A 14,457-nucleotide genomic window follows, 5' to 3' on the forward strand; every position below is an offset into this window, starting at 1 on the left:
GCGGCGGGTTGGTCGGGCTCGCGGCCGGGGCGGAGCCGGTGGACCGGGCGGTCTCCCCGTGACGGCCCCGGAACCCGTGCGGACGGAGCAGCCGACCGGAACGGACCGCACCACCGGAACGGAACAGCCGGCCGCAGCAGCGCACATCACCGCAGCCGGTACGGAACAGCCGGCCGCAGCAGCGCGGTCCGACGGAGCGGATCCGGTGGACCTGGGACGTTGGCGGGGGCGCGGCACCGATCCGGACGCCGACTGGAGCCGGGCCGAGGAGGACGGTCCGGAGGCGGTCGCGCGGCTGCGGGCCCGCAGCCGGGCCCTCCTGGGAGACCTGCTGCGGCCGCACCGGGGCCGGCTCGCGCTGGCCGTCTCGCTGCTGCTGGCGCAGAACGCCGCCGGACTGGCCGGACCGTTCCTGGTGATGTACGGCATCGACCATGCGATCGGGCCGCTGCGCGCCGACGATCCGGGACCGCTGGTGACCGTCGCGGCGGCCTTCGGGGTGGCCGCCGTCGTCGAGTACGCGAGCAAGCGCGGCTTCCTCACCCTCTCCGCGCGGATCGGCCAGGCCGTCCTGCTCGACCTGCGCCAGCGGGTGTACGGGCACTTCCTGCGCCTGCCCGTGGCCTTCCACGAGCGGTACACCTCGGGACGGATGGTCTCCCGGCTCACCAGCGACCTGGACTCGATCGCGGAGCTGCTCGACGGAGGTGTGGACAACCTCGTACTCGCCGTGCTGTCGATCCTCTCGGTGGCCGGCGTACTGCTCTGGCTGGATCCGCCGCTGGCTGCGGTGACCCTGCTCGCCTTCCCGCTGCTGTTCTGGCTGTCCCGCTGGTTCGCGCGGGCGTCGACCGCCGCGTACCGGCGCACCCGGGAGGCGGCGGCGCTGGTGATCATCCACCTGGTGGAGTCGCTGCGCGGGATCCGGGCCGTGCAGGCGTACCGGCGGGAGGCCCGCAACCAGCGCATCTTCGAGGCGGTGAACGACGACTACCGGCGCTCCAGCGTGCACGCGTTCCAGTTGATCGCGGTGTACTCGCCGGGCATCAAGCTGGTCGGCAACGTCACCGTGGCCGGGGTGCTGACCTACGGCGGGTGGCGGGTACTCGGCGGCCGGCTCGACCTCGGCGTACTCGCCGCGTTCCTGCTCTACCTGCGCCGCTTCTTCGAGCCCATGCAGGAGCTGAGCCAGTTCTACAACGCGTTGCAGTCCGCCACGGCGGGGCTGGAGAAGCTCGCCGGGGTGCTCGACGAGCGGCCCGAAGTCGCGGAGCCGACCCGCCCGGAACCGCTGCCGGCCGGCGGGGTCCGGGGCGCGGTGCGGTTCCGTTCGGTGAGCTTCGGCTACCGGACGGGGACACCGGTCCTCACCGACCTCGACCTGGAGGTGCCGGCCGGACAGACCGTCGCCCTGGTGGGGGCGACCGGGGCGGGCAAGTCCACGGTGGCGAAGCTGCTCGCCCGGTTCCACGATCCGGACGCCGGTACGGTCAGCCTGGACGGGGTGGACCTGCGCGACACGTCCGACGCCGACCTGCGCCGGACGGTGGTGCTGGTCACCCAGGAGAACCACCTGTTCAGCGGCACGGTGGCGGAGAACATCCGGTTCGGCCGACCGGACGCGGACGACGCGGCGGTGCGGGCGGCCGCGCGGGCGGTCGGGGCGCACGACTTCATCGCCGCGCTCCCCGACGGGTACGCCACCGAGGTGCACCGGCGCGGTGGGCGGCTCTCCGCCGGGCAACGGCAGCTCGTCGCGTTCGCCCGGGCGTTCCTGGCCGACCCGAGGGTGCTGATCCTCGACGAGGCGACCTCGTGCCTGGACGCGCCCACCGAACGGGTGGTGCAGCACGCGCTCGGCACCATCCTGCGCGACCGGACCGCGCTGGTGATCGCGCACCGGCTCTCCACGGTACGGATCGCCGACCGGGTTCTGGTGCTCGACGGCGGCCGGATCGTCGAGGACGGCACGCCCGCCGACCTGGTCAGCGACGGTGGCCGGTACGCCGCCCTGCACCGGCAGTGGCGCGACTCCCTGGCCTGAGCCGCCCGGGCCCGACCGCCCCGGTCCGGTCTCCGCTCCCGGGACCGGGAGCGGATCAGCCGGGGATGCCAGGTGCGGTCGGGGTGCCCGGTCGGGTCGGGGTGTCCAGGTCCCGGAGGCGGTCGACCACCCGGCCGAAGGCGAAGAGGAGCGCCAGCAGCAGGGCGGCGGTGCCGACGAGCACCGGCAGCGTGAACGTGGGCTCCGACCGGACGTTCTGGAACTGCGCCCGGACCGCGACCGGTGACAACGCCTGGGCGGTGAGCGTCCAGGCGACGAAGCCGAGCACCAGCGCCGCCGGGAGCCACCCCCGTTCAATGCCGGGGTCGACGGCCCCGCTGCCGTCCTCCTCGTCGGGGTCGCGGGTGGCCGGGAAGGTCAGCCCGAACCCGAGAGCCAGGCCCAGCCCGAGGGCGGCGAGCACCGGCCCGACGGTGAGCGCGGAGGGAAGTTCGGCGCGTACCGCCGGGGCGGCCAGGGGAAGCGCGACGGCCGCCAGGGCGACGCCGAGGGCGTCCCACGGCAGGACCCGCGCCGCGTGCCGCGCGAGCAGCGCACCGGCCGACACCGCGACGAGGCCCGTCACCGCCACCAGCAGCACCCGTCGGGGCGAGGTGGCGAGGTCGAGCGCCCAGGCCACCAGGCTCACCGGGGCCGCCGCGAAGCCGAGCACCACCCAGCGCGCCCCGACCAGGCCGACCGCGCGGTGGGCGTACCAGAGCAGGACCAGCCCCGCCACCACCGCGATGGCGACGGTCGAGTGGTTGGCGAGCGTCTCCACGGCCTGCTCCCGGCGCGGCCCGGCGAGGCCGTCCGGACTGACCCGGAACGCCCGGACCATCCACGAGCGCACCAGGAGACCGCCGAGCACGAGGAGGCCGGCGAGGACGACCACGATCACCGGCGTCCAGCGCAGCGGCGAGGGCACGGGCCGCGGTGCGGCACCCCGCCGCCGGTACGCGAGCAGCGCGGCGACCACGGTGACCCCGAGGGCCAGCCAGAGCTGCACCGGGAACGACGGGATCGGACCGCGCTCCGCCACGGCGGACCGGACCACAGCCGCGTACGCCGGTTGGCAGGCCAGGCCGACGGCGAGCCCGACGGCCACCGGCGCGCGTGCCGGACGGGCGGCCTGGCCGACCGCGAGCAGCACCCCGCCGAGCGCCAACCCCCCCGCCGACCGCCGCGCCGAGGTGCGCCACCAGCTGCCCCGGCGCGGGCGCGCCCACCGGGACCAGCAGCGCCGCGTCCGCGGCCCGGTCGGCGACGGTGGCCAGCAGCAGCCCGGCGACGGCGACCAGCCATCCGGACACCCGGTACAGCGCCAGGGTCACCGCCGCGGCGAGCGCGAGCGCGTCCGGGCCCAGCACACCGACCCGGACCGGCGCGGCCGGGACCAGGTCGGTGAAGCCGGTCGACACCACCAGGGACGGGAGCGCGGCCACGAAGACCGCCCCGACGGCAGCCGCCGCGACCGCCGCTACCAGTGTTTCCATGCCACCCGGGACCCGGCGGGTCGTCGGCGGACCTGTTGGTCGGATGCTCGAACCGTCGCCCATGGCACGCCTCCCCCGCGTTCGGAACGCCGATGCTGTCACAGTGGCCGCGTCCCCGTTCCCCGCCGGCCTGTCCGACTTCCGGAGCCGGCTGCCGGCGGGGCCGGACCGATAACGCGGAGCGCCGCGGCGGCGGCCGGTTCTACGATCGACCGATGACTGATACGGCGAGGACGGCGCGCGCCGGAGTCCCCGAGCGTCCGACCCTGGACGGCATCGAGGAGACCTGGGCGCGCCGCTGGCAGGAGGAGGGCACGTACGCGTTCGACCGCTCGAAGGAGCGGGCGGACGTATACGCGATCGACACCCCGCCGCCGACCGTATCCGGCGAGCTGCACATGGGACACGTCTTCTCGTACACGCACACCGACACGGTGGCCCGCTTCCAGCGGATGCGCGGCAAGGCGGTCTTCTACCCGATGGGCTGGGACGACAACGGCCTGCCGACCGAGCGCCGGGTGCAGAACGTGTACGGGGTGCGCTGCGACCCGTCGCTGCCGTACGACCCGGACTGGACGCCGCCGGACGCCCCGGTGGACGACGCGGCCCGCAGGGACCCGACACCGATCTCCCGGCGCAACTTCGTGGAACTGTGCGAGACGCTGACCGCCATCGACGAGCAGGTCTTCGAGGCGCTGTGGCGGCGGCTCGGGCTGTCGGTGGACTGGTCGCTGACGTACACCACGATCGGGCGGGCGGCGCGGGCCACCTCGCAGCGGGCGTTCCTGCGCAACCTGGCACGCGGGGAGGCGTACCAGGCGGAGGCCCCGACCCTCTGGGACGTCGGCTTCGCCACCGCCGTGGCCCAGGCGGAGCTGGAGGACCGGGAGCGGCCGGGCGCGTACCACCGGCTGCGGTTCCACGCCCCCGGCGGGCGGGAGGTGCTGATCGACACCACCCGGCCGGAGTTGCTGCCGGCCTGTGTGGCGCTGGTCTGCCATCCGGACGACGAGCGCTACGCCGACCTGGTCGGCGGCTCGGTGCGTACCCCGGTCTTCGGGGTCGAGGTGCCGGTGCGCGCGCACCCGCTGGCGGACCCGGCCAAGGGCACCGGCGTCGCCATGGTCTGCACCTTCGGCGACCTGACCGACGTGACCTGGTGGCGGGACCTGGACCTGGACACCCGGGTGGTGGTCGGCCGGGACGGGCGGCTGCTGCCGGAGCCGCCGGACGGGGTGCCGGCCGGGCCCTACGCGGCGTTGGCCGGGCAGACCGTCAACGGTGCCCGCCGGGCGGTGGTGGACCTGCTGACCGAGGCGGGTGACCTGGTCGGCGAGGCACGTCCGATCACCCACCCGGTGAAGTTCTACGAGCGGGGCGACCGGCCGCTGGAGATCGTCTCCACCCGGCAGTGGTACCTGCGCAACGGCGGCCGGGACGCGGAACTCCGCGCGGACCTGCTGGCCCGGGGCGCGGAGTTGAACTGGGTGCCGGCACACATGCGCCACCGCTACGAGCACTGGGTGGGCGGCCTGACCGGCGACTGGCTGGTCAGTCGGCAGCGGTTCTTCGGCGTGCCGGTGCCGGTGTGGTACCGGCTCGACGACGCTGGCGAGCCGGTCTGGTCCCAGCCTCTCACACCGGACGAGTCCACGCTCCCGGTCGACCCGTCCAGCGAGCCGGCTCCCGGCTTCGACGAGTCGCACCGCAATCGACCGGGCGGCTTCGTCGGAGACCCGGACGTACTGGACACTTGGGCCACCTCGTCGCTGACCCCGCAGATCGTCGGCGGCTGGGAGACCGACCCGGACCTGTTCGCCCGGGTCTTCCCGATGGACCTGCGCCCGCAGGGGCAGGAGATCATCCGTACCTGGCTCTTCTCCACGGTGGTCCGCGCGCACGCCGAACACGGGGTGCTGCCCTGGCGGGACGCGGTCCTCTCCGGCTGGATCCTCGACCCGGACCGGAAGAAGATGTCCAAGTCCAAGGGGAACGTGGTGACCCCGATGGCGCTGCTGACCGAGCACGGCTCGGACGCCGTCCGGTACTGGGCTGCCAGCGGCAAGCCCGGCATGGACCTGGCCTTCGACCCGGCGCAGATCCGCATCGGACGGCGGCTGGCCACCAAGCTGCTCAACGCGTCGAAGTTCGCCCTCGGGCTGGGCGCCGCCGACGCGTTGCGCGCCCCGGCGACGGAACCGCTGGACACCGCCATGCTCGCCGAACTCTCCGGCGTGGTCGCGACGGCGACCACCGCCTTCGACGGGTACGACCACACGGCCGCCCTCCAGGCGACCGAGGCGTTCTTCTGGCGGTTCTGCGACGACTACATCGAACTGGTGAAGGAACGCGCCTACGGCACCGGGCCCGGGGCGGACTCGGCCCGCGCGGCGCTCGCCACCGCGCTGTCGGCGCAGTTGCGCCTCTTCGCGCCGGTGCTGCCGTACGTGACCGAGGAGGTCTGGTCGTGGTGGCGGTACGGCTCGGTGCACCGGGCGCCCTGGCCCACCACGCACGAGGTCCAGGGGGCCGTCCGGGGCACCGGTGACCCGGCGCTGCTGCGGCTGGCCGGGGACGCGTTGAGCCAGGTGCGGCGGGCCAAGTCGGAGCGGAAGCTCTCGATGCGGACACCGGTGCCGTTGGCCGAGGCGCTCGCCCCGGCCGCCGTGCTCGACCAGCTCGCCCTGGTCGCCGACGACCTGCGTGCCGCCGGCCGGATCACCACCCTGGACCCGGTCCCCGATCGCACCACCGAACTCGTCATCGCCTGCGCGTTCTGACGTGGTGGTGGCGGTGCGTGTTTGGTGGTAGCAGGGGACCCCTGTTACCGCATTTTGATGAGCAGGGGACCCCTGCTACCACCTGATGAGGAGGAGGGGTCCCCTGCCACCACCTCAGCTGGTCTCGCCGGCGACGCTGAAGGATCGGAGACGGCGGACCGCCAGGGCGGTGAAGCCGAGGACGGCCAGCGTGGTCATCACCGCCGACACCGGCACGGACACCGTGGTGGAGAGCAGTGCGGTGGGGGCGATCCGGTCGGCGAGCGCGATCACGTACTGCTGGATGGAGAGCACCTTGGTGCCGCTGACGAAGTTGCCGAGCAGCCCCTCCCAGATCAGCACGTAGACCAGACCGAGCAGCACCGGTCGCCGGGTGACCAGGCTGAGCGCCACGAACAGGGCCGAGTACGCCAGCGCGCCGACCGCCGACGCGAGCGCCAGCGCCAGGCCGAAGCGGACCGAGTGGGCGAGCACGCCCGCGACGTAGAGCGGCACGGCGCAGGAGACCGCGGTGACCACGGCCGCCACCCCGAGTTTCGGCAGCACGATCTGCCAGCGGGGCAGCGGCTTGGTCAGGATGTGCACCACGGTGCCGTCGTCGATCTCGGCACCGAGCACGCCGGTGCCGACGATCAGGGCGACCACCGGCAGCACCACGGCCAGGCCCAGCCCGACCAGCACCGGCGGCCCCCACTGGCCGGGGTCGACCCCGAGCGCCCGGGAGAGCACCGCCAGCCCCACCACGATCAACGGCAGCGGGATGAGCATCAGGAACCGGCGGCGGCCGAAGAGGCCCCGGGCGGTGATCCAGGTGACGGTCGACATGTCAGCCTCTTCCGTGCGTGACTGCGGGACTCACTCGCTGCGCTCGTTCATTCCTCGCCCGCACAGTCATGCCTCCACCAGGTAGGAGAAGACGCTCTCCAGGGACTCGTCCTCGGGCAGCAGTCGCCGCACCCGGATGCCCCGGTCGAGCGCGATCCGGGGCAACGCGCGGGTGAACGCCCCGTAGTCGCCCGCCCGTACGGTCAACCCGGAACGGTCCAGTTCGACCCCGTTGACCGACGGCTCGCCCATCAGCGCCACGGCCAGCGCCCGGTCGTCGGTGGACTGGACCGCGAAGACGTGCGGCCGGTTCGTCATCAGCCGGCGGATCGTGCGGAAGTCGCCGGAGGCGGCCAGCCGCCCGGCCACCATCACCTGGACGGTGCCGGAGACCTGCTCGACCTCCTCCAGGATGTGCGAGCTGAACAGGATGGTCCGGCCGGCGTCGCCGAGGCTGTGCAGCAGTTGCATCATGTGCAGCCGCTGGCGCGGGTCCATGCCGTTGAAGGGCTCGTCGAGCAGGAGCACCTGCGGGTCGTGCACCAGCGCGGCGGCCACCCGGGTGCGTTGCCGCATGCCCTTGGAGTAGGTGCCGATCCGGCGCCCCTGCGCGCTCTCCATCTCGACCAGGCCGATCGCCCGCCGGGCCGCCGCCTCCGGGTCGGGCAGCTTGTGCAGCTTGGCACTGGCCAGGACGAACTCGTACGCGGTGAGGAAGGTCTGCACCGCCTCGCGCTCGCTGACCAGACCGAGCCGCCGGTACACGTCCGGGTTGCGCCAGGTGGGCGTGCCGTCGAGGGTGACCGTGCCCCGGGACGGGGACAGGAACCCGGCCATCATGTGCAGCAGGGTGGTCTTGCCGGCCCCGTTCGGACCGAGCAGGCCGGTCACCCCCGGGCCGAGGGACATGGTGACGTCGTTGACCGCCACCACGTTGCCGTACCAGCGGGAGACGCCGGCCAGGGTCATTTCACTCATGCGGAGGCGACCTTCCGGTAACGGACGAGCAGCAGCGCGACGGAGGCGGCCACCAGGACCACGGCGGCCACGGCGTAGAGCGGGCCGAATCCGCCGATCGGGAGGTCCGTCGAGCCGCCGCCGGGCGAGGAGAGCAGGTCACCGAGGGCCCAGCCGCCGATCGCCTGCACCAGGGTGGACGGGGACGCCAGGAAGGCCAGCTCGTTGACCGTGTTCGACGGCATCACCTGGAGCGTGCCGACGATCGGAGTCGTCATCAGGAACACCGCGACCACGCCACCGGCGGCGAACGCCCGCTTGCCGGTGAGCGAGGCGACCAGCAGCCCGACCGAGGCGAAGACCACCGCCCACAGCCCGGCGTAGAGCAGCCCGGGCAGCAGGTCGAGCAGTTCGTCCCAGGCACCCCGCCAGCCCTTGCCGGTGGTGAACGCGGCCCCGATGAACATCAGCAGTTGCGGTGCGCCGAGCAGCAGCCAGAGCGCGGTCACCAGGGCGGCGAGCTTGGCCAGTGGGTAGTCGGAGCGGGGCAGCGGCCGGGAGAAGTAGAGCGGGAGCACGCCGCTGCGCAGGTCCCGGGAGACCAGCTCGGGCGCGACCACCGCGACGAAGAAGATCACCAGCCAGCTCATCGCGTCGGCGAACTGGGCGTACGTCAGCACGACCTCGCCGATCTGGGTACGTACCGCGGTCGCCCCGGCGGCGACCACGACGACGATCGCCACGATCAGCCAGGGGAAGATCTTGGCCTTGGCGCTGCGGCCGAGGCCGAACGCGGTCCGCAGACCGTGCCCGTAGAGCGCGCCGAAGACCTCCCGGCGGCCGAGGCGGGGGCCGGTGTAGCGCTGGTAGCCGATGTCGTGGATGACCCCGGTCGGCTCAGGCATTGATCGACTCCCTCGGTGCGAAGAGTTCGGCCACCCGGTGCCGGCGCTGGTCGAGCCGGTGCAGCGGCAGGTCCAGCTCGGCGACCGCGCCGAGGATCAGGTCGTAGGTCCCCTCGTCGGCGAGCGGGACGAGCAGCATCCGGCCGTCCCGCCCCACCGGGAGGTCGAGCGCGGCGAGGCGGGTGGCGAGTTGCTCCGTACCCTCGCTGACCTCGACGGCGAGGATGTCGGTCGCGGAGGTCATCGCGGAGATCCGGTCGGCGCGCAGCAGCCGCCCGCCGTCGATGGCGACCAGGGTGTCGCAGATCCGCTCGACCTCGCCGAGCAGGTGCGAGCAGACCACCACGGAGATGCCGAACTCGGTGCCGATGCGGTGGACGAGGTTGAGCATCGCGTCCCGACCGGCCGGGTCGAGGCCGTTGGTCGGCTCGTCGAGCAGGAGCAGGTCCGGGTCGTGTACCAGCGCCTGGGCCAGCTTGACCCGCTGTTTCATGCCGGTGGAGTAGCCGCCGACCGGCCGGTACCGCTCCTCGTAGAGGCCGACGTGACGCAGCGCCTCGGAGGCCCGCTCCCGGGCCACGGTGCGGGGCAGCCCGCTGATCCGGCCGAGGTGGGTGACGAACTCGGCGGCGGAGAGGTCGGGCGGGAGGCAGTCGTGTTCGGGCATGTAACCGACCCGGGCCCGGACGCCGGCCGGGTCGGTGGTCGGGTCGAGACCAAGCACCCGGACCCGGCCGCTGGTCGGGGCGAGCAGGCCAAGCAGGATCTTGATGAGGGTGGACTTGCCGGCGCCGTTGGCACCGACCAGCCCGACGATTCCCGGTTCGACCGCGACGGTCAGGTCGGCCAGCGCCGTGACCCGTCCGCCGTAGGTCTTGGTCAGCGACTCGGTCGCGAGCAGTGTCACGTCGCCCAGCCTAGGGAGGCGACGCACCTCCGGGACACCCGGCGCGCCCCTGATCTCGGCGGCATCGTCCACTAGGGGACGGCCGGTGGTTCCTCCGGACGCACCGGCGGGCGCCGGTGGTGGGCACAGCGGCGGCTCGGGCAGAATCCCACCCATGTTCCTCCGCCTGTGGCGTACTCCGGCGGCCTGGGTCGCCGTCACCGTCCTCGCCGCGGGCGCGACGCTGGGCCTGTTCTGGTTCCAGCCGTGGAAGCTGGTCACCGACACCGAGGTCCGGGAGAACCTGGCCACGGTGCCGACCACCACGCCCGTACCGTCGGGCACGCCGGGCGCGGGCACGCCGGGCGGGTCACCGTCGGCGGCACCGGCCGGTCCCGTCGTGGTACGTCAGGGAAGCTTCGTCACCCACGAGCACGAGACCTCGGGCCGGGCCCGGATCGTCCGGTTCCCGGATGGGCGTACCGCCTGGAACTGGTCGGCCTGGACACCTCGAACGGACCGGACCTGCGGGTGTGGCTGACCGATCGACCGGTCCGCACCGGTGTGGCGGCCTGGCGGGTCTTCGACGACGGCCGCTGGGTGGAACTCGGTCGGTTGAAGGGAAACCGGGGCGACCAGGCGTACCGGATCCCCGCCGGCACCGACCTCACCGGACTGACCAGCGTCTCTGTCTGGTGCAAGCGGTTCGCGGTCTCCTTCGGGGCGGCTCCGCTGGAGGCCGTGCGCTGATCCGTGGGCCACGATGGTGGGTGGCGCTCTCGACCGATCGCCGGTGGGCTGAGAAACTGTGTGCCGGTCAGCGAGTGGGGGGTGTGATGAGCAACGGCTGGGTGCTGCCCGACGACGTGCTCCGGGACGCGCCGGTGTTCACACCGCGTCCAGGTGAACTCGCCGACCTGGAACTGCTGCTCAGCGGGGCGTACGCGCCACTGACCGGCTTCATGACGCGGGCCGATCTGACCTCGCTCAGTCGTCGGGGCCGGCTCGCCGACGGGACGCCCTGGCCGGTGCCGGTGACCCTCCAGGTGCCGACGGCGGTGGCCGAGGGGTTGCGGTCGGACGATCCGGCGGGCCGGGTGCTGGTGCTCACCGACGGCGAGGGCGCTCCACTCGCCGCGCTCGACGTGCAGGACGTCTGGTCCGGCCGGGACGGCACCGCCGGGCTGGGGGGCCCCGTCCACCGGCTCGGTGACGGCGGCCACGCCCCGTTCCAGCGGCTGCGACGTACCCCGGAGGAGGTCCGGGCGCTGCTGCCTCCCGGGCGGGTGCTCGGGGTGATCGCCGACCGGCCGCTGCACCGGCCGCAGCTCGCCCAGATCGCGCACGCGACCCGTACGCTCGGCGCGCACCTGCTGGTGATGATCCCGGTGGGCGAGGAGGCTACCGGGGGTCTGCCGCCCGAGGCCCTGGTCCGCGCGGTCTTCGCCGCCCGGGACCGGATGCCCCCGGCGACCCTGATCACGGTGCCGCTGGCCCGTCGGCGGGACGAGATCAGCGACGCGCTGCTGCGCGCCCGGGTCTCCGCCGCCTACGGGGTGACCCACCTGCTCTCCACCGAGGAGACGCTCTCCGGGGCCGGACTGCGGGTACTGGTGCCCCGGGAGCTGGCCTACGACAACCGGGACGGACAGTGGCGCTGGCGGGACGACATCCCACCGCGCAACCGGCGGCTGGCGCTCACCCAGGAGGAGATCGACGACCACCTGGACCGGGGCTTCCCGCTGCCGGAGTGGCACACCCCACCGGCGGTGGCGAAGGAACTGACCCGGGCCCGGCCGCCGCTGCGGCACCGGGGTCTGGTGGTCTTCCTGACCGGGCTCTCCGGCTCGGGCAAGTCGACGATCGCCAGCGGGCTGGCCGACGCGCTGCGGGAGGCCGGGGACCGGACGATCACCCTGCTCGACGGGGACGTGGTGCGGCGGGAACTCTCCGCCGGCCTGACGTTCAGCCGGGCGGACCGGGACCTCAACGTGCGGCGCATCGGCTGGGTCGCCGCCGAGATCGCCCGGCACCGGGGGGTGGCGATCTGCTGCCCGATCGCCCCGTACGCCCAGGCGCGGGCGACCGCCCGGGAGATGGCGGCGGCGGCCGGTGCGGGTTTCGTGCTGGTCCACGTCGCCACTCCACTGGCGGTCTGCGAGCAGCGGGACCGCAAGGGCCTCTACGCCCGGGCCCGGGCCGGGCTGCTCACCGGGATGACCGGTGTCGACGACCCGTACGAGACGCCGACCGACGCGGACCTGGTGGTGGACACCTCGGACATCTCGATCGAGGAGGCGGTGCAGCGGGTGCTGCACCTGCTGACCGAGACCGGGTGGATCGAACCCCGCCTGTTGCCGGCCTGACCCCGCCCGGCCCCGCCCCGCCGCGTTTCGACCCGGCCCGCCCGGCACCGCCGCGTTTCGACCCGGCCCGACCCGCCCCGTTTCGACCCGGCCCGGCCGGCCCCGGCCCCGTATCGCCCCGGCCGGCTCGGCTTCCGTACCCTGCCCTCGTCGCGCTAATGTTCATATTTGTTGGAACACGTTCGAGAACGTCGACGGCGGGGAAGCGCACGAACGGAAGCGACCGCACGGGAAGCGGAGGTCGGAGATGCTGGCGCGGCAGCGACAAGCGGCCATCCTGGAGCGGGTCCGGGCGACCGGCGGGGTACGGGTCAGCGAGCTGGCCGCCGAGTTCGGCGTCTCCGACATGACCATCCGTCGCGACCTGGACGCGCTGGCCGCCCAGGGACTGCTGGCCAAGGTGCACGGCGGGGCGACGGTGGCCGACCCGTCGGCAGCCGACGAACCCGGCTTCGACGCCAAGTCGGTGCGGCAGCCGGCCGAGAAGGCACTGATCGCCGCGCACGCCGCGCGGCTGGTCCGCCCCGGCGCGGCCGTGGCCCTCTCCGCCGGTACGACCACCGCCGCGCTGGCGCGGCGCCTGGTGGACGTGCCGGGACTGACCGTGGTGACCAACTCGTTGCCGGTGGCGGAGGTCTTCCACACCGCCGGACGGTCGGACCAGGCGGTGATCCTCACCGGCGGTGTACGGACCCCCTCGGATGCGCTGGTCGGGCCACTGGCGGTGGCGGCGATCCGCTCGCTGCACCTGGACGTGCTCTTCCTCGGGGTGCACGGGATCAGCGAGCGGGCCGGCTTCACCACGCCGAACCTGATGGAGGCGGAGACCAACCAGGCGCTGATGGCCTCCGCCGACCGACTGGTGGTGCTCGCCGACCACACCAAGTGGGGACTGGTCGGCCTCTGCTCGATCGGCGAGCTGGGCTGCGCGGACGTGGTGGTGGTCGACGACCGGCTGCCCGAGGAGGGCCGCCGGGTGCTGTCCGAACAGGTGGCGGAACTGATCGTCGTGGAACGGTCGACGGACGGCCGCGCGGCGGCAGAAGGGACACCGGCATGAAGCGTACGGTCACCAGGCTGGCCGACGGCCGCGAGCTGATCTACTTCGACGAGCGGGACGACGTCGTCCGGGACGAGCCCGACCGCCGGGAGCTTCCCCCTCCCCCACCCGCGTCACAGCTGCGCTACGACCCGCTGCTGGACGAGTGGGTGGCGGTCGCCGTGCACCGGCAGGCCCGGACCTTCCTCCCCCCGGCCGACCAGTGCCCCCTCTGCCCCTCCCGGGGCGACCGGCACAGCGAGATCCCCGCCTCCGGGTACGACGTGGTGGTCTTCGAGAACCGCTTCCCCGCGCTCAGCCAGCGGATCGCCGACGAGCCGCCGGGCGTCACCCCGTTCACCGAGATCCGGCCGGGGTTGGGCCGCTGCGAGGTGGTCTGCTTCACCGACGACCACCACGCCGCCTTCGTCGACCTGCCCCCCGGCCGGGTGCGGACCGTCCTCGACGCGCTCGCCGACCGGACCGCCGCCCTCGCCGAGCTGCCCGGAGTCGAGCAGGTCTTCTGCTTCGAGAACCGGGGCGTGGAGATCGGGGTGACCCTGCACCACCCGCACGGCCAGGTCTACGCGTTCCCGTTCGTCACGCCCCGGACCCGGACGATGCTGGCCGCCGCGCGCCGGCACGCCGAGCGCACCGGCGGCAACCTCTACGCCGACGTGCTCGCCGCCGAGCGGACCGCCGGGGAACGGGTGGTGGCGACGAACGAGCACTGGACGGCGTACGTACCGGCGGCGGCACGCTGGCCGTTCGAGGTGCACCTGGCCCCGCACCGACCGGTGCCGGACATCCCGGCGCTCGACGACGCGGAGCGGGACGCCTTCGGTCCGCTCTACCTGGACGTGCTGCGCCGCTTCGACGGGCTGTTCGACATGCCGATGCCGTACGTCGCGGCCTGGCACCAGGCCCCGGTCCGCGTCGACCGCGAACTGGCCCACCTGCACCTACAGCTGTTCAGCATCCGCCGGGCGGCGGACAAGCTGAAGTACCTCGCCGGAACGGAGTCGGGGATGGGCGTGTTCATCAGCGACGTCGCCCCGGAGCGTGCCGCGCAGTTGCTGCGCGAGGTTTGAGACACCGCTCGCCGGCCCGTGCCGCGGCACGGCTGCCGGGCCGTGCGGTCCACCGGAAGACGCCGGGA

10 protein-coding genes and 1 pseudogene are annotated in these 14,457 nt (G+C 73.6%); 6 read left to right on the forward strand and 5 right to left on the reverse strand.

Translation table 11 applies throughout. The features are described 5' to 3' along the window. The first annotated feature begins 145 nt into the window (after positions 1–145). Positions 146–2,044, forward strand: coding sequence for an ABC transporter ATP-binding protein (locus GA0074694_RS01975; RefSeq protein ID WP_091458516.1), 1,899 nt, complete (start codon positions 146–148; stop codon positions 2,042–2,044). Positions 2,045–2,099: 55 nt separating this feature from the next. Here GA0074694_RS01975 and GA0074694_RS01980 read toward each other — a convergent pair whose 3' ends face one another. After that, positions 2,100–3,212, reverse strand: coding sequence for a hypothetical protein (locus GA0074694_RS01980; protein WP_091451517.1), 1,113 nt, complete (start codon positions 3,210–3,212; stop codon positions 2,100–2,102). Between the two features lie 543 nt (positions 3,213–3,755). On the opposite strand from GA0074694_RS01980, the gene valS reads away from it, so the two are divergent. After that, positions 3,756–6,320 (forward strand): valine--tRNA ligase, encoded by a 2,565-nt coding sequence (valS, locus tag GA0074694_RS01990; RefSeq protein ID WP_091451524.1) that lies wholly within the window; start codon positions 3,756–3,758, stop codon positions 6,318–6,320. A 114-nt stretch (positions 6,321–6,434) separates the two neighbouring features. Here the strand turns inward: valS and GA0074694_RS01995 are convergent, their stop codons facing one another. The 4 genes from GA0074694_RS01995 to GA0074694_RS02010 all read right to left on the reverse strand — a co-directional run bounded on the left by GA0074694_RS01995 (position 6,435) and on the right by GA0074694_RS02010 (position 9,914). After that, entirely contained in the window at positions 6,435–7,145 is a 711-nt protein-coding gene (locus tag GA0074694_RS01995) for an ABC transporter permease (protein ID WP_091451527.1), read from the reverse strand. A 66-nt stretch (positions 7,146–7,211) separates the two neighbouring features. Next, positions 7,212–8,123, reverse strand: coding sequence for an ABC transporter ATP-binding protein (locus tag GA0074694_RS02000; protein WP_091451530.1), 912 nt, complete (start codon positions 8,121–8,123; stop codon positions 7,212–7,214). Then, complete coding sequence (locus tag GA0074694_RS02005) at positions 8,120–9,007, reverse strand: ABC transporter permease (protein WP_091451534.1); 888 nt, start codon at positions 9,005–9,007, stop codon at positions 8,120–8,122. The genes GA0074694_RS02000 and GA0074694_RS02005 overlap by 4 nt, the downstream gene beginning before the upstream one ends. Then, positions 9,000–9,914 (reverse strand): ABC transporter ATP-binding protein, encoded by a 915-nt coding sequence (locus GA0074694_RS02010; RefSeq protein WP_091451537.1) that lies wholly within the window; start codon positions 9,912–9,914, stop codon positions 9,000–9,002. The genes GA0074694_RS02005 and GA0074694_RS02010 overlap by 8 nt, the downstream gene beginning before the upstream one ends. 154 nt (positions 9,915–10,068) lie before the next feature. Between GA0074694_RS02010 and GA0074694_RS02015 the strand changes: the two are divergent. From GA0074694_RS02015 to galT, 4 genes and pseudogenes are all read left to right on the forward strand, one after another. After that, positions 10,069–10,643: pseudogene (locus GA0074694_RS02015) on the forward strand (DM13 domain-containing protein). Positions 10,644–10,729: 86 nt separating this feature from the next. Beyond that, on the forward strand, positions 10,730–12,259 hold the full coding sequence (gene cysC / locus GA0074694_RS02020) for an adenylyl-sulfate kinase (RefSeq protein ID WP_091451540.1): 1,530 nt from the start codon (positions 10,730–10,732) through the stop codon (positions 12,257–12,259). Between the two features lie 247 nt (positions 12,260–12,506). Then, positions 12,507–13,319: a DeoR/GlpR family DNA-binding transcription regulator gene (locus tag GA0074694_RS02025; protein WP_091451543.1), complete on the forward strand. Its 813-nt coding sequence runs from the start codon at positions 12,507–12,509 to the stop codon at positions 13,317–13,319. After that, a complete protein-coding gene (gene galT, locus GA0074694_RS02030; protein ID WP_091451547.1) occupies positions 13,316–14,389 on the forward strand; it encodes a galactose-1-phosphate uridylyltransferase in 1,074 nt (357 codons plus the stop codon). The genes GA0074694_RS02025 and galT overlap by 4 nt, the downstream gene beginning before the upstream one ends. Positions 14,390–14,457: the final 68 nt, after the last annotated feature.

The organism is Micromonospora inyonensis (assembly GCF_900091415.1).
In the GTDB taxonomy this organism is placed as follows: Bacteria; Actinomycetota; Actinomycetes; order Mycobacteriales; family Micromonosporaceae; genus Micromonospora; species Micromonospora inyonensis.